At 44.8% G+C, this 15654-nt stretch carries 14 protein-coding genes and 1 riboswitch; of the genes, 3 read left to right on the top strand and 11 right to left on the bottom strand.

All coding sequences use genetic code 11. The features are described from left to right. Nucleotides 1-8: 8 nt before the first annotated feature. From D0466_RS14560 to D0466_RS14600, 9 genes are all read right to left on the bottom strand, one after another. On the bottom strand, nt 9-449 hold the full coding sequence (locus D0466_RS14560) for a bifunctional adenosylcobinamide kinase/adenosylcobinamide-phosphate guanylyltransferase (protein WP_117323292.1): 441 nt from the start codon (nt 447-449) through the stop codon (nt 9-11). After that, entirely contained in the window at nt 401-1018 is a 618-nt protein-coding gene (locus D0466_RS14565; RefSeq protein ID WP_117323293.1) for a histidine phosphatase family protein, read from the bottom strand. The genes D0466_RS14560 and D0466_RS14565 overlap by 49 nt, the downstream gene beginning before the upstream one ends. After that, entirely contained in the window at nt 976-1761 is a 786-nt protein-coding gene (gene cobS, locus D0466_RS14570) for an adenosylcobinamide-GDP ribazoletransferase (RefSeq protein WP_117323294.1), read from the bottom strand. Before cobS ends, D0466_RS14565 begins: the two co-directional genes overlap by 43 nt. Then, a complete protein-coding gene (locus D0466_RS14575; protein ID WP_117323295.1) occupies nt 1758-3272 on the bottom strand; it encodes a cobyric acid synthase in 1515 nt (504 codons plus the stop codon). Before D0466_RS14575 ends, cobS begins: the two co-directional genes overlap by 4 nt. Beyond that, on the bottom strand, nt 3269-3853 hold the full coding sequence (locus D0466_RS14580; protein ID WP_117323296.1) for a bifunctional adenosylcobinamide kinase/adenosylcobinamide-phosphate guanylyltransferase: 585 nt from the start codon (nt 3851-3853) through the stop codon (nt 3269-3271). The genes D0466_RS14575 and D0466_RS14580 overlap by 4 nt, the downstream gene beginning before the upstream one ends. Before the next feature lie 145 nt (nt 3854-3998). After that, nucleotides 3999-4970 carry an adenosylcobinamide-phosphate synthase CbiB gene (cbiB, locus tag D0466_RS14585; RefSeq protein ID WP_117323418.1) on the bottom strand — a complete coding sequence of 324 codons (972 nt, stop codon included), beginning with the start codon at nt 4968-4970 and terminating at the stop codon, nt 3999-4001. Beyond that, a complete protein-coding gene (locus D0466_RS14590; protein WP_117323297.1) occupies nt 4970-6448 on the bottom strand; it encodes an adenosylcobinamide amidohydrolase in 1479 nt (492 codons plus the stop codon). Before D0466_RS14590 ends, cbiB begins: the two co-directional genes overlap by 1 nt. Further along, on the bottom strand, nt 6445-7503 hold the full coding sequence (locus D0466_RS14595) for a FecCD family ABC transporter permease (RefSeq protein ID WP_117323298.1): 1059 nt from the start codon (nt 7501-7503) through the stop codon (nt 6445-6447). The genes D0466_RS14590 and D0466_RS14595 overlap by 4 nt, the downstream gene beginning before the upstream one ends. Further along, entirely contained in the window at nt 7466-8434 is a 969-nt protein-coding gene (locus tag D0466_RS14600; protein WP_117323299.1) for an ABC transporter substrate-binding protein, read from the bottom strand. Before D0466_RS14600 ends, D0466_RS14595 begins: the two co-directional genes overlap by 38 nt. Nucleotides 8435-8612: 178 nt before the next feature. Beyond that, nucleotides 8613-8796, bottom strand: a riboswitch (cobalamin riboswitch). A 308-nt stretch (nt 8797-9104) separates the two neighbouring features. Here D0466_RS14600 and D0466_RS14605 point away from each other — a divergent pair. Together D0466_RS14605 and D0466_RS14610 are read left to right on the top strand one after the other, a co-directional pair. Then, on the top strand, nt 9105-9428 hold the full coding sequence (locus tag D0466_RS14605; RefSeq protein ID WP_117323300.1) for an ArsR/SmtB family transcription factor: 324 nt from the start codon (nt 9105-9107) through the stop codon (nt 9426-9428). A 3-nt stretch (nt 9429-9431) separates the two neighbouring features. Further along, the gene (locus tag D0466_RS14610; protein ID WP_117323301.1) at nt 9432-9920 is read left to right on the top strand and encodes an SRPBCC family protein; all 489 of its coding nucleotides are present in this window, start codon (nt 9432-9434) and stop codon (nt 9918-9920) included. A 112-nt stretch (nt 9921-10032) separates the two neighbouring features. Here D0466_RS14610 and D0466_RS14615 read toward each other — a convergent pair whose 3' ends face one another. Then, nucleotides 10033-12228 carry a DNA topoisomerase III gene (locus tag D0466_RS14615; RefSeq protein WP_117323302.1) on the bottom strand — a complete coding sequence of 732 codons (2196 nt, stop codon included), beginning with the start codon at nt 12226-12228 and terminating at the stop codon, nt 10033-10035. Nucleotides 12229-12613: 385 nt separating this feature from the next. On the opposite strand from D0466_RS14615, the gene D0466_RS14620 reads away from it, so the two are divergent. After that, nucleotides 12614-14170 carry an ABC-F family ATP-binding cassette domain-containing protein gene (locus tag D0466_RS14620; protein ID WP_117323303.1) on the top strand — a complete coding sequence of 519 codons (1557 nt, stop codon included), beginning with the start codon at nt 12614-12616 and terminating at the stop codon, nt 14168-14170. Nucleotides 14171-14460: 290 nt separating this feature from the next. On the opposite strand, the gene D0466_RS14625 is transcribed toward D0466_RS14620, so the two are convergent. After that, complete coding sequence (locus D0466_RS14625; RefSeq protein WP_233522659.1) at nt 14461-15654, bottom strand: class I SAM-dependent methyltransferase; 1194 nt, start codon at nt 15652-15654, stop codon at nt 14461-14463.

Genomic DNA, 15654 nt, shown 5'->3' on the forward strand with positions numbered 1-15654 from the left:
AATCCTCCTCATTTGATTTGCTTGTTTAAACCGTACCAAATTACATCAACTCTGTCTGCTTTTGAAGAGATATCTTGATAAATCCAACCAGTTATATCGCGCCATATTCTTTCCTCTTTCTCCATCGGAACAATGCCTTTCGTTATGTCGGTACCGATAATGACCAATAAGCGCTGCTGTTCGTCGTTTTCCCAGGCCAGCCAATCCTCTATCAGGCTGTTCAATACCCGCCTGCATGTGCCAGTATCTCTATGCAAGCAATTCACCTTAATGAATTGCTCCATTCCTTCTATTACAATGGCATTGCAATGCGGAAAATTGCTATCCTTGGGAAGGCCATCAGGATGATAGGCGGAAATCCATTGATCAAAACCTATATCTTTTGCTTTATAGTGTTCTCTTACCCACCTGGATTTGCCGTTATAAGCGCCTCCTGTAACAAAGTGCAACGCCTTCCCCTCCTCAAGTCCTCCGCTTTGAAAGTCAGCTTCCAGCCCCCGCCATGAGGGGTATTCCATTCCCAAAATACTTTTTCAACCGGGGCATATTTCATTAATAAATATCTGATCACGCCGCCATGTGTCACGATGGCAGAATGCCTGATCCCATTTGAAAACATATCCCCTTTCATATGTTCCCACGCGCTTTCTATCCGTCCGGCAAACTCCTTAAAGCTTTCACCGCCCGGCGGAGTCTCTATAAACGGGGCATTAAGCCAGCTTTTGTAATGGCTATCATCCTTCAGGTCCTCATACGTCTTCCCTTCCCAGTTGCCAAAGTGTAGTTCCCTGAACTCCGTATTTTCAACTGCTGGCCTGTCTGGAAATAACAATGCCGCTGTTTCCGTACATCTTTTTAAATCACTCGAATAAAGACGTTCAGGTTTAATGGCTGCCGGGGCCAGCTGTTTTCTGGCATTTGGTGTCAATGGTGAATCGGACCAGCCCAGATAAGCCTTTCTCTCATTGGCTTCCGTCAAACCGTGACGAAATAATGCAATAACCAGACCGTCATCCACAGCATCAATTCAACTCCTTCAACAGAGGCCCCGGCCACATCGCCTGTAATGCCCCCAAACCATTTCACCATTTTTCTTTTTAAAAACAACACGGAAACAATGACCATGATAACTAACACTGCATATAAGTAAAAGTGTTTTAGAAAAACAAAGGCAAGCGCACCCAAAACCAGATAAACATAATAAATAAAGGTACTGTCCTTCCCGGCCGCAGCCTGAAAAAACGCAGCCAGCCCTTCATTTTTCGCCAAACGTACTTGCATTAACAGAAAACCCATTGCCGTTTTCCCTAAAAACGGGACAAAGGCAACCAGACTGTATGACCAGGGAGTAATGTTTTCGACAATTTCATAGAGAAAAAACATCCGGCAGGACAGGAGCACAATCACAGATATGACGCCAAACGCACCGGTCCTTGGATCCTGCATAATTTCCAGCCGCTTGTGGATGTCCCTGTAGGAGAAATAAGCATCGCTTGCATCGATCCAGCCATCAAGGTGCAGACCGCCTGTTATCATAATCGTCAGCAGCCAGAGGAAAAATGCTCCGGCCAGCGGGGATAAAGAGGTCCATTCCACCATAATATATAAAGTTGTTGTGTATAATGCGCCTTGCAGGAAACCAAGGATTGGGATGGTCTGAATAGCCTTCTTGATATACGCTTTTTCCATCGGCAGCTGTTTTTTAATGGGAACGATCGTAAAAAACTGAAGGTTGATGAGAAATCCGGTCCATATTTTCATGGTTTCCGGCTCCAATCAGCCATGATTTCTTTTACTTTGTCCCATTTTAAAAATGGGCGAATCTGTTCCACAACGTCATCGAATTTTTTGAGTTTCATTGTATTCATAACGGTAGTTTCAAACAGTGGCAAATCCTTCTCCTTACGCAAACGGTTCAACCACATGGTCCTCCACTCATCGTTATGAAAGAGGTGATGCATATAAGTGCCGATTAGCCTTCCATTCTCGGCATAATACCCTTCCTCTTCTCCTGTATCGAGGATCAAAAAGGGCAGCTTTTTATTTTTCTCATCCCAGATGGAATGTCCTAAATGGATTTCATATCCTTCAAACTGTGCAGTTTCTTTTAAATCAGTTAATGGATGCGGAGCTCCTTTTGTACGGATTGTCTTTTTTTTCGTTGAAAATACCGTTTTTGCAGGTAACAGGCCTAATCCTTTTTCTTTGGTGCCTTTCTTGCCTGTGTCTGTACCTTCCGGGTCTATTAATTCTTCAGAAAGCATCTGAAATCCTCCGCAAATTCCGATAAGCGTCCCGCCGCTTTGAAAATAGTCTTGTACCTTTTCTGCCAAACCGATTTTCTTCAAATATCGTAAATCGGAAATGGTGCTTTTCGTGCCGGGAATGATGAGGGCATCCGGATTGCCCAGGGATGAGGCATCTTCCACCCAGCGTACCGAAACGTCTTGTTCGTATAAAAATGGTTCCATATCCGTATAGTTTGATAGTAAGGGCAGCTTCACTACAGCAAGGTCGATGGAGGCTTTTTTATCAGCTGAGAACCGGTCTGCCAATGAAAGGGAGTCTTCTCCTTCAATCATATGTCCGCTGACATAGGGAATCACCCCTAATACGGGAATTCCTGTCTTCTCTTCTATCCAGGAAACACCGTCCTTAAACAGCCTGATATCTCCCCTGAATTTGTTGACAATGATGCCTTTGACGCGGTTCCTTTCAGAGGGTTCGAGCAGTTCCAGCGTTCCTATGATACTGGCAAAAATGCCTCCCCGTTCGATATCGGCTACGAGAATGACCGGCACATCCGCAACCTCGGCTACCTTCATATTGACAAGCTCCCGGTCTTTTAAGTTGATTTCCACCGGCGATCCGGCCCCCTCCATGACAAGGGCTTCATAGATTTCTCCAAGCTTGGCAAGCGAAAGCTTAATAGCCTCTAAACCTTCTTCATAAAAACTCTCCCTATAAGACATACCTGAAAGTGTGCGGTTTGGCTTTCCGAACAAGACAATCTCCGAGGATTGGTCCGATCTCGGTTTTAATAGAATCGGGTTCATCCATACGGATGCCTCTGTATTAGCCGCTTCAGCCTGGATGCCCTGTGCCCTGCCGATTTCAAATCCATCCACGGTGACATATGAATTATTGGACATATTCTGGGACTTGAAGGGGGCGACTTTCACTCCTTCATTCGCCAGAAGCCTGCAAAAAACGGTCGTTATAAAGCTTTTTCCGGCATCCGAAGAAGTACCCTGGACCATAATTCCTTTCATTCCGCTCCCCCCTTCATGGGTAATGCACAGCCCGCCTCCAGTAAATACGCGCTGTCTGACATGGCCACAATTTCCTGATGAAGGCTTCCAATCATTTTTGCATAAGCCCTTGTTGCCCCATCGTCCAGCATTGGAGCATGAAGCACCTCGTTGCTGACAATGATGACGCATGCGGCCTGCTTCCTAATTTTACTGATTCCACTCATGATCGATTCCTTTACAGATTCCAGGAAATCTGCGCGCTTCCATTCATCGAATCCTCCCATCGGGGGAAACATTTCATTATTCAGCAAGGTTGTAAGGCAATCCAGCAAGACGATGCTGTTCGGGCTTATGGATGGCACAGCCCTCTCTATGGCGACAGGGTACTCCAAAGTGAACCAGTGATAATTGCTGTTTTCCCTGTCTGTTTTATGACGGGCTATCCTCTCGTTCATTTCCCGGTCTCCTGAAATCCCGCAGGCAATATACACGAGAGGATCCCCATTTTTATTTGATAGAGTAATAGCAAGCTCCTCAGCAAAGCTGCTTTTCCCGCTCCTTACTCCTCCTGATACAAAAATAAGGGATGAGTGCGCCATTGTGGCAGTACCTCCATCAATTTTTCATGAAATGGCCCAATTCGGGGGGCCAGTCCTCACCACTTTAGCGCTTTACCATACCGGGGGTCAGACCCCCACCACTTTAACGCTTTATCGTATCGGGGGACTGACCCCCGTTGACAAATTATTTAATAGAGAATGGAACCAATAAAGCAATGGGGATTCCACTTACCCATAACAGCAGCAGAAAACTTAGAGATGAACGCTGCATTAACGAGATTGACTGTATTATGTGTTTGGATGTTAGTGGTGATAGAGGCTCTCCCATCTTCGCCCTGTCAGAAATGAGTCCTTTATAATAATTTATGCCTCCGAGCTGGATGCCTAGAATCGCTGCTGTGGCAGCTTCACACCAGCCGCTGTTCGGGCTTGGATGCTTAGGTGCGTCACGCAGGGTGATTTGCCAAATGGTTTTCAAGCTGCTTTCCCTTGCTTTCATGCTGATCAGCATCATCAATGCGGTAAGCCTGCTCGGTATCCAATTCACCAAATCATCCAGCCTGGCAGAGGCCCAGCCAAAATCCCGGTACTTTTCGTTCCGGTATCCGACCATAGAGTCACATGTGTTGATTGCCCTGTAGGCTAGGGCAAAGGAAGCTCCCCCAATTGCGCCCCAGAAAAGAGGAGCGGTAATGCCATCACTTGTATTTTCCGCGACGGTTTCAACCGTGCCGCGTACGATTTCAGCTTCGCCAAGTTGATCCGTGTCACGCCCGACTATATACGAAAGCCTTAAGCGGGCTTCACCTAAATCACCTTTACTTAACGGTTCGTACACCTCTATCGCCGCTTCTTTTAAGCTTTTCTGGGCAAGGGCGGACGCTATCAAAATGGCTTCCCATATCACACCGGCAACGGGGTGCAGAGAATAAGCCCCATACACCGTGACAGCCGTAATAAGGGCTGCGGTCAATACCACGGTGCCTGTCATGACCATGCCCTTCAGTTTTTGATGGCTTCCGTTATTCCACCTTCTATCAAAAGCTGCAATCATTGCACCCATCCATCTGACCGGATGAGGCCAGCTTTTAGGGTCTCCCACCAGCAAATCCAATACATACGCTAAGGTTACAGCTGCTAAATGATAGAGCAGGATCATACTTGATACCTGCGCTTATATTTTTCAAGACTTTTGGTTACACATTCGTAAATCCCTTTGCTTATAAGATTCCCAAGCGGCGTGATGGGCCCTGCATACTGAATGCTTTTGCCCCTTTGGGAAGCAGCGATCAATAAACTATCAGTCGATGTACCTGTCGCCAATGTGGCGGTAACCGGATCCTTGACTCCCAAGTCGAACAAGGCCTTTACTTTCGCTTCGGTTGCAGTTATCATGCTTTGGACGAAAGCCGTTTCGGACAACAGGCCTCCTGCAAATACCCAAGCATTAATCGTGCCTGGAGTTGGTTTATAGCTGGTTCTTCTGCTGCTCGTCGCATCGACGGCATTTCCGGTGCCTGCGGTCACTACAATGAAGGCCTCAATACCATCTTCTTCATAAAACCGGTAGGCGGCATCCTGCAAGTTCACAGCTGTCATCATCCCTACCGTCTCTTCAGGAGTAAACCCATTGGCCTTAAGATATTCCTTCATTTCAGAGGCATGGTCGGTACAGTCATAGCTGTGGTCCACATGCCTGTTAATGAACGTATGGTGCCAGCCAAATCCTGATCCCGTCACCCCTGAGGATAACGTTTTTAAGAGGATCGGCGTTTGCAGCTTGATGAATTGGCCGGTAACTTTTAGATTTTGTTCATTAATCTGTATGTTTTTTTCACTTCGCGGCAGCTCTTCCGGCAACAGCACCATTTGCGGTTTCGGAACGGTAGGATGGGCCAGCTTTTCAATGCTGGTATGAAACACCGATTCAATCCTTTCTTGCTTCAGGACTTCAATCGGGGTCCCGATCCGATTAATTCGGCCATTCTCAAGCAGCAATAAGCGATCGCAAAAAAGCCCGGCCAGATTTAAGTCATGAAAAATAGAAACAACAGTTAATTGCCGTTCCCGAGACCACTGCTTCAATTGGTCAAGCAGTTCCTTTTGGAAGGACAGGTCGAGGTGGTTGGTCGGTTCATCAAGCAGCAAAATTTGCGGCTCCTGTGCGAGAGCTTGTGCCAGGAATACACGCTGCCTTTCACCGCCGGAAAGCTCATGTAAATGATGGTCTTCAAAAGAAGAAATACCGGTTTGCTCCATGGCCGTTTTTACCATTTCTTCATCCCTGGGGCTAAAGCTTTGCAGCCAGCCTCTTTGGTGGGCATAGCGGCCAAGGGAAACGGTTTCCTTCACCGTGTAGGAAAAAGCCTGGGCAGAATGCTGGGGAAGCACCGCTATCGACTTTGCCAATTCCTTAGCTGTATATTTGTTAATGTCCTTCCCTTTGATCATAATTTCTCCCTGTTCAAAAGGCATGACACCGCTGATCATCTTCAACAAGGTGGTTTTCCCGCTCCCATTTGGCCCTAACACGCCGAAAAGCTCACCCTTTTGCACTTCAAAGGAAATCCCATCCAATACATTTTCCTCTTTATAGCCGCCGGCAACATTTGTGATTTTCAAAAGTTCGGTCATCTCCGTCCACCTCTTTTTCGAACTAAAATCGCAGCAAACACCGGAGCGCCGATAAGTGCGGTAATCACTCCGATCGGCAATTCAGTGGGTGATATCACGGTCCTTGCCACAAGGTCCGCCAGGATCAAAAAGCCTGCTCCCGTCAATATGGACAGGGGAAGAAGGTGTTTATGGTCGGGCCCCCACACCAATCTTGCCAGGTGGGGAATCACTAATCCAACAAAGCCGATGGTGCCTGAAACGGCAACTGCGGCACCTGTGAGAATCGATGCTGAAGCTATAACCAACAACTTTCTTTTTTGGACGTTCACACCCAAATGCTGGGCCTGTTCTTCGCCAAATGACATCGCATTCAATTCACGGGCACTGAATAACAGAAGCAAGGATCCAAGGATAAAAAATGGCAGCATGATTTTGATATATTCCCAGCCTCTCATCGAGACGCTTCCAAGAAGCCATCCGATAATCTGACGTAATTCATCACCTGTCAATGCAATCATCAAGGAAATGAAAGCACCTAAAAAAGAGCTGAAAATAATCCCGGTTAAAATAATGGTTTCCACTTTCATGGAACGGTCTACTTTTCTTGCAAAAAGAAGCACTAAAAGTATGGTAGCGAATGCAGATGTTATGCTAAATAGGGGCAAAGTATACAGCCCAATGCCGGGCAAGGATAGTTGAAAGAACAACGTAACCACTGCCCCGACAGACGCTCCTGAAGAAACGCCAAGGGTATACGGATCTGCGAGCGGATTCCGCAATAAACCTTGAAAGGCTGCTCCCGCAATCGCTAATGACGCTCCTATGAGGCCAGCCAGGATCACCCTGGGCAAACGGATGTTCATGACAATGTTGGTGTACATGGGGTCAATTTCTTCCCCAATCGGGAAATGTAATATTTCCACACAAATCACCCTGAATATAAAGGAAATCGGAACAGAAACTGTTCCGACCGAGATGCCGATTACCATGGCACAAATAAGGAAAACCGCTGCCAATAAATAGGCAAGCCATTTATTATTTTTTAAATGTGTCAGGGTATATTGCTCTTGCAAATTCTTCTACTCCTTCGGCAAGCCGTGGACCTGAGCGGCTTACAATATCGGTGTTTACTTCATACACCTGCTTATTCTTCACGGCGGCTACTTGTTCCCAGCCTTTTCGCCCTAGAATTTGATCAGTGGAATCTGGTCCGTATAACGAAATGATCACGTCAGGATTCGTCTTAATGACCGCTTCCTGGTCGATCTTCACCCAGCCCTCCTGGTCTCCGGCAGCATTCTTTGCATTGATTATCTTAAGCATTTCATCCATGAATGTATTCTTTCCGGTTGTATAAATCTCAGGAGCAGGTGATACTTCGATATAGGCAGTTTTTGTGTCAGCCTCTGGAATTTTTGCGGCTTCTGCTTTAATGGCTTCCATTTTTTCCTTCATATCTGATATTACTTTATCAGCATCCTCTGACTTTCCGGTCGCCTTGCCGATCATTTGGATGGACTCATATACCTGTTCAAAGTTTTGGGCATTATTGACAACAAGCACCTTTATGCCTGCATCTGTTAATTGCTGAAGCCCTTCTTTTGTGGCATCTGAGCTCGAGCGATGCGCCAGAACCAGTTCAGGATCCAATGAGATGACTTTTTCCACATTGAATTCAAGGCCGCCGACTTTTTCTTTTTTCGCGGCAGCTTCCGGATAATTATCGAAATCCGATACACCGACAATTTCTTTATCCAGCCCTAAGCTAAAAGCGATTTCCGTGTTGCTTGGAATAACGGAAACGATTTTTTCAGGCTTCTTTTCTATTGTGACCTCTTCACCTGCAGCATCTTTGATCGTTACAGGGAAAGCAGCTTTTTCAGTTTGTTCTGTTTTCGGCTTTTCCTCTTTATTTGTGCCTTGTTCCTGGTTATCGCTGCCACATCCGGCTAAAATGCCTATTGTAAGCAACAATAAAACCCATAATAAATTCCACTTTTTCATCAAAAATATCCCCCAGATTCATAATTTGACTCTTGTAAGAGCGTTAACATTAAAATTTCATAACAGAAACCAGTCTATTAAAACAAAAAATCTCCAATTTTCATTGGAGATTTTCGTATGGCAAGTCCATCCTTCATATTACACACTAGCCACACACCTCCCCATCCTCGTAGGTTTTACTGGTGTACGGATACAGGCAGGTCTCCTGGCTTATGGTCATTGTGTTCGGCACCTTCCCGTATAAAACATATACAGTGGTATTTCGCCGATTACTCCCATTTTACAGTGGCGGGACCGCGTTGGAATTACACCAACTTCCCTTTTAAGTCTTTTAGTAAGACACCCAGTTCCGTTTTCTATGTATGAAATTTTTTCCGTTATGGATAATTATACACTAATTAAAAATGATGTTAATATATTTTTCGACTTTTTCTTAAATTTGTTGTTGACAACCAGTATGGACTGATTTTCTTACCAGCCTTGTATCACCTAATTTATTTCAATTAGGTACTTGGCGTACAGGCTTACATTAATAAATCATGAATGCTGGAATATGGAAAGCCAACAATTACAAAATAAATTATGAAGGAGATATATAACTTTCACTTTATATAACTGATTGGTAATATAACTATACGGTAATACAATATTCAATAGGATCGTGTTCATCATGCAAAATGAAAAAAAGCACTCTAATCTATTCGAGGTTATAGCTGAAGCAAATCGGAGACACATAATAGAAATGCTCCGGGTTCGGCCCAGATCTGTCGGGGAACTGGTGAAACGGTCCAGTTTAAGTCAACCGGGAGTATCAAAACACCTTCGGATCTTGCGTGACGCTGGCTTGGTCACAACCAGCAGGGAATCCCAGAAGCATATTTACCATTTGCGGGCCGAACCGCTAAGAGAAATTGATAATTGGCTGGAGCCCTACCGCCAGTATTGGTCAGACAGGCTTGATGCGCTTGAACAATTTTTAGATGAGGAGGAGTAATAAATGTTAGCAGTAATAGAAAAAGCCGATAACGGGGGCTATTTCGCCCGGTTTGAACGTCCATTAAAACATTCCGTCGAAAAAGTGTGGGCTGCTTTGACCGAGAATGATAAGCTTGAAAAATGGATGCCTAACCTACAAGTAGATGATCTCCGAAAAGGAGGAACCATAAAATTTGATATGAAGGACGGTTCGGGGACATTTATTGATATGAAGATTTTAGATTTCGAAGAATATTCCGTGCTGGAATATGAATGGGGCAATGACCGTGTCCGCTTTGAGTTATACCCTCAACCTGACGGCTGCCTGTTGGTATTGAAAGAGTACATTAACACTTTAACGGATCACACATCAAAAGATTTAGCAGGATGGCATGTTTGCCTCGATGCATTTTCCGCTCTCCTGGAAGGCCGCTTTATGGACTTTCCAAAAGCTGAATGGGAAAAGTGGCATGATAAGTATGCCGCATCTGTCAAACAGATGCCACAGTAACCAATAGTAAAAAATTTAAAAAAGAACTTTAGGAAAAAACGGAAAGCCCACGGAGAAACAATCTTTCTCACCGTGGACTTTTCATTTATAAAACTCTTTGTTTTAGAGATCCTTATTTATCCAGTTTCAACTTGGCAAGGGCATCTGCCAACGCTGTATTGATTGGTTCTTCTTTATTTTGCTGCTTTAAATAGGAATTGACATCCCTTTTTGAAGCTTTTTGGTTTTTATCCTTGCTCCTTCTCTGGTTAAAAGAAGACAGTTTTTCACGGTGGCCGCATGTAGAACAAACGAAAATTTGCCCTTCTCCTTCACCGCGCAATTCGAGCTTTTTATGGCATTGTGGGCATCTCGCATTCGTTACTTTGGAAATTCCTTTCCGGTAGCCGCATTCTCTGTCCTGGCAGACTAGCATTTTGCCTTTTTTGCCGTTCACTTCGAGCATGAGTTTGCCGCACTCCGGACATTTTTTTCCAGTCACGTTGTCATGCTTGAATTTCTTGCCGCTGTTTTTGATATCGGAAACAATTTGCTTTGTATAATCCTTCATTTCCTGGATAAATACTTGTTTCTTGAGCTTCCCTTTTGAAATGGCCGTCAGCTTTTGTTCCCACTGTCCCGTTAGTGCAGGGGAACGTAATTCCTCTGGGGCCAGGTCCAGAAGCTGCTTACCTTTTGACGTCACAAATAGGCCATTCCCTTTTTTCTCGATAAGGAAGGTATTAAATAATTTTTCAATGATATCAGCCCGGGTTGCCACCGTACCGATCCCGCCTGTTTCCCCAAGGGTCTTGATCAAATCTTTACTTTCCCCGCTCATAAACCGGGCCGGGTTTTCCATGGCAGAAAGAAGTGTCCCTTCGTTGAATGGTTCAGGCGGTTTTGTTTCCCCATTTGTAACTGTGACGGAAGAGATGTTCAAGTCATCGCCCTTTTGGAGTGCCGGGAGTACCTGCTCGGACAGGCCATCTCCTGCTTCCTCCTCATCATGCTGGTGGTCATAGACTTCTTTCCACCCAGCCTTAAGGATCACCTTTCCTTTGGCCACAAATATCTCGCTGCCCATTTTCACCTTAATGGTTGTCTGTTCATACTCAAACGGAGGCATGAGTACAGCAAGAAATCTCTTAACAACCAGATCATATATTTTACTTTCCTTGTCGCTCAGCTTGCCCGGGAGCGGCGTTTGTTCTGTCGGGATGATGGCATGGTGGTCGGATACCTTGCTGTCATCGACAAACGACTTGTTCACTTTGATTGGATTCCGCAATATTTTCGAAGCAAACAAGGAATAGGGCTTAATGCTTACAGCCTGGAGCCTTTCTTTCAAAGTATCCACGATATCGGATGATAAATAACGGGAGTCTGTGCGCGGATACGTCAATACTTTATGGCTTTCATATAAGCGCTGCATGATCGATAACGTTTCTTTCGCGGAGTACCCAAAGCGTTTATTGGCTTCTCTTTGCAATTCCGTTAAATCATAAAGCTGAGGTGCAAAGCTTTTTTTATGCTTTTTGTCTATCTCGATCACTTCGGCTTTTTGTCCGGACGCAGCAGAAACGATTTTATCCGCTTTTTCTTTATCAAAAGTCCGGATATCCTTCGATTTGCTGTCCTGCCAGACTAGACGGAGTTTGCCGCTTGCAAGTGCCGTTACTCCATAATAAGGTTTCGGCTGAAAACTTTTGATTTCTTCTTCGCGTTTGGCAATCATCGCCAGTGTCGGCGTCTGGACTCGGCCGCATGATAATTGGGCATTATATTTTGTTGTCAGCGCTCTGGTCGCATTCATGCCCACGATCCAGTCAGCCTCAGCCCTGGCGACTGCGGAAGCATATAGATTTTCATATTCCTTTCCATCTCGAAGCTTATGAAAGCCGTCTTTAATCGCCTTATCGGTAACCGATGAAATCCAAAGCCGTTTGATCGGTTTCTTAACATTTGCCTTCTCAATGATCCAACGTGCGACAAGCTCCCCTTCACGGCCGGCATCAGTCGCAATGACGATATCCTTGACATCATTGCGGTTAAGCTGGGATTTAACAGCCTGGTATTGCTTGCCGGACTGTTTAATTACCACCAGCTTGAGTGATGGTGGAAGCATTGGCAGGTCTTCCAGTTTCCATGACTTGTATTTATCGTCATATGCTTCCGGGTCTGCATGGGTAACAAGGTGGCCCAGCGCCCAGGTAACGATATATTTATCGCCTTCAAAAAAGCCATTCCCTTTTTTGTGGCAGTTCAAAACCTTTGCTATATCCCTTCCGACCGAGGGCTTCTCGGCCAGTACAACTGTTTTGCTCATCGTAACATCCTTTCAATTTTCGGTGTTTCTAAAGTAAAAGAAAATTGCTTTTTCCATTATCTCATAAAATCACATGGAAGGCATATTCAGGGTTTTGTTTAAATGAAAGGGCCTTTCGTTTAAATATTAATTTTTTCGATTGATTCAAAGGGTTTTTTCGCTTAATAACTGATATTTTGGCTTAATAGTGTTAAGTTTTCGCTTAATCCAAGAAAACCCTGACACTCATTTCAAAAAATTTCCCAAGAAATGTGTCGAAATTTTTGCTGATTATTCCAAGCCGATTTCCACTCAGTTTCTCCTCGGAAGGATAGCAATCTATCAAAGATTTTAGTATGATGGAACAAGATGTTTTTTAAATATAAGTGGAGGTTCAGAGAATAAAATGAGCTTACTTTCAATAGATAAATTAAGCCACACCTTTGGTGACCGCACCCTTTTTAGAGATGTTTCGTTCCGCCTGATGGCCGGCGAGCATGTTGGATTGGTCGGTGCGAATGGTGTCGGGAAATCTACATTAATGAATATTATCACAGGACAGTTGATATACGATACAGGGCGTGTGGAGTGGACGCCAGGTGTGACATATGGCTATCTTGACCAGCATACGGTCCTTACCAAAGGCAAAACCATCCGCGATGTTCTGCGGGATGCGTTCCTCCCTTTATTCGAACAGGAAAAAGCGCTGAATGAAGTGACGGAAAAAATGGCAACCGCCACTCCAGAGGAATTAGAAGAATTGCTTGACCAAATGGGAAAAATACAGGATGAATTGGAAGCAGGAGGCTTCTATAACCTCGATATCAAAGTGGAAGAGGCAGCCCGCGGGCTTGGCCTTGACGCTATCGGCCTAGATCGGGATGTTTCCGCCCTCTCCGGCGGCCAGCGCACGAAGGTTTTGCTTGCAAAATTATTGTTGGAGCAGCCAGAAGTCCTTCTTTTGGACGAGCCGACCAACTATCTTGATGTGGAGCATATCCGCTGGTTAAGCAGTTACCTGAAGGAATATCCACACGCCTTCCTTCTCATTTCGCATGATACAGAATTCATGAATGGTGTAGTGGACGTAATTTTCCACCTGGAATTCTCCAAGCTGACCCGTTATACGGCAACTTATGAAAAATTCCTGGAACTAGCGGAAATCAATAAGAACCAGCATATAAATGCTTATGAAAAACAGCAGGAATTCATTAAGAAGCAGGAAGATTTCATCTCTAAGAATAAAGCCCGTTACTCTACTACCGGACGTGCGAAAAGCCGTCAAAAGCAACTTGACCGCATGGAACGGATAGACCGGCCGGAAACAGCGATGAAGCCGACATTTGACTTTAAGGAATCACGTGGAAGCAGCCGCTATGTATTTGAAGGCAAGGATTTGGAAATCGGTTATGACCGCCCGCTTCTTCCTAAACTCACAATGAACATTGAACGCGGCGAGAAAATTGCCATCGTCGGATGCAATGGCGTCGGAAAATCCACCTTGCTTAAAACGATTCTTGGCAAAATCAAGCCTTTAAACGGTTCTGTCGTTCTGGGTGACTTTCTATACCCTTCTTATTTCGAACAGGAAGTGAAAGCCGCCGGCATAACACCAATCGATGATGTATGGAATGCCTTCCCGCATCTCGACCAACCGCAAGTCCGCGGGATTCTTGCCCGAGTCGGTTTGAAAAACGAGCATATTTCCCGCCCGCTTAATCAATTAAGCGGTGGCGAGCAAGCAAAAGTCCGCCTCTGCAAGCTAATGCTTAATGAAAGCAACTGGCTCCTGTTCGATGAGCCAACAAACCATCTGGACGTCGTCGCGAAAGAAGAGTTGAAGCGTGCGATGAAAGCATATAAAGGCACCATTGTCCTGGTCTGCCATGAGCCCGATTTTTATGAGGATTGGGTCACAAAAGTATGGGATGTAGAGGAATGGAGCAACCAGGTCCAATCCTAAATCAAAAGGCCATCCTTCGATGTATCGGGGATGGCCTTTTCAACATAATTGCCTGGTATTGCCATAGTTTTTTCAGTGAAATTTGATATGCCTTCAACTTTTCCATGGCCATTTCAGAGAATTTCATAGTTATATCAACAGATTGATTATTTTTTCAACAATTCGATGGCCTATCAAGAAAACTCCCTCTTTATTTCAATAAAATTGAAGAGTGATAGCAATTATTCCACTAGTAACATCAGCAAATTTGAGATAGATCAATAATTCGCCTGTTATTTGCAAAATGGTTTTCATTCAAAGCTTTTCTCCGCCACAAGCGTATATGTCTTTGGCAAGCCGATATCGTGCATCTTATGGTTCGGCTCTTCTTCCAATACCTTTATGACAAGGCCTGACTGGCCGACTGAAGTAACCAGCTCCCCCAGTGTCCACTTTCTTTGGACAACCTTCGAAAGCTTGTTTTGCTCTTCACCCGGCATATGTTTCGAAAAAGCCACTGTATGGCTTTCGATTTCCGGGTCAAAATAATTGCCGGTAACCTTGTGCTTTTTTCCTGTTGAAGTGATCAGCTTTGTGGAAACTGGATGGAATTCATGCAAAACAAATCTTCCTCCGGGCTTTAACAGCTGTTTTACCACGTCTAATAATGGATGCAAATCAATTAAATAGTGCAGGACCCCAAGCTCCATTAAAACGATATCCGCTTCTCCGTTTACATGCTCTTTCGGAAGAGACAGTACGTCCGATACTACATATTCGACAGATACCCCCGCTGCAGCTGCCAGCTCCGATGCAAAAGCAGCATTTTCCTGTGAAAAATCGATAACTTTAACTTGTGCACCTAATAAAGCAAGTGCCGTTCCTTTTACCCCGTTGGATCCCATTAAATGGACCACTTTTTTTCCCGGCACATCTCCCAGGTATTTATTAAACGGATGCAGTCTCCATATAGGATTTTGTTTAATTTTCTCCGAAATTTCTTCAGGCCTGCCATACCGATTTATAAGCGCCTGATAATTATTCTGGTTCCATGCACGTTCATTGTGTTCTTTAAATTCGGTTTGCTTATGTATCAAATGGGCATGAATTTCCGTGCGATATGCCGCCATTTCCCCGCCGTACAAAAAAGTGTAAAGGGATTGGCACCAAAGCTCCTCTTCTTCCAAATGCACAGAAATTCGGTAAGGGTCTGTTTTAATGGTTGTATTAAATAGACAGCTAACAGTGATAGGCACACCCTCTGCCTCAAAGTGAAACGACGCACGCTCCGCACTTTTTTCAGGATCTGAAGGAGTATAGGCGGAAAAAAGGGCAAATGCATCCTGGAACAAATCCCATTGAACGGAAACTGTTACCTGATTAAGATTTTTTATTGCTACACCCTGGATGAAAAGAGCAGCCGCCCCGGTGAATTGATAAGGAATGCCGCCCTCTTCCAACGCCGGGCCAACAGTCAGGATTGCCTTTCGAAATTCTGTGTTCAT

It is taken from the genome of Peribacillus glennii, assembly GCF_003429105.1.
GTDB lineage: Bacteria > Bacillota > Bacilli > Bacillales > DSM-1321 > Peribacillus > Peribacillus glennii.

Bases quoted from the DNA above. Each gene is read 5' to 3' on its own strand.
- D0466_RS14580 (WP_117323296.1), bottom strand. From the start codon at position 3,853: ATGGCGCACTCATCCCTTATTTTTGTATCAGGAGGAGTAAGGAGCGGG.
- D0466_RS14605 (WP_117323300.1), top strand. From the start codon at position 9,105: ATGCAAAATGAAAAAAAGCACTCTAATCTATTCGAGGTTATAGCTGAA.
- D0466_RS14600 (WP_117323299.1), bottom strand. From the start codon at position 8,434: ATGAAAAAGTGGAATTTATTATGGGTTTTATTGTTGCTTACAATAGGC.
- D0466_RS14625 (WP_233522659.1), bottom strand. From the start codon at position 15,654: ATGAACACAGAATTTCGAAAGGCAATCCTGACTGTTGGCCCGGCGTTG.
- D0466_RS14575 (WP_117323295.1), bottom strand. From the start codon at position 3,272: ATGAAAGGAATTATGGTCCAGGGTACTTCTTCGGATGCCGGAAAAAGC.
- D0466_RS14590 (WP_117323297.1), bottom strand. From the start codon at position 6,448: ATGACCGAACTTTTGAAAATCACAAATGTTGCCGGCGGCTATAAAGAG.
- cobS (WP_117323294.1), bottom strand. From the start codon at position 1,761: ATGAAAATATGGACCGGATTTCTCATCAACCTTCAGTTTTTTACGATC.
- D0466_RS14610 (WP_117323301.1), top strand. From the start codon at position 9,432: ATGTTAGCAGTAATAGAAAAAGCCGATAACGGGGGCTATTTCGCCCGG.
- D0466_RS14615 (WP_117323302.1), bottom strand. From the start codon at position 12,228: ATGAGCAAAACAGTTGTACTGGCCGAGAAGCCCTCGGTCGGAAGGGAT.
- D0466_RS14620 (WP_117323303.1), top strand. From the start codon at position 12,614: ATGAGCTTACTTTCAATAGATAAATTAAGCCACACCTTTGGTGACCGC.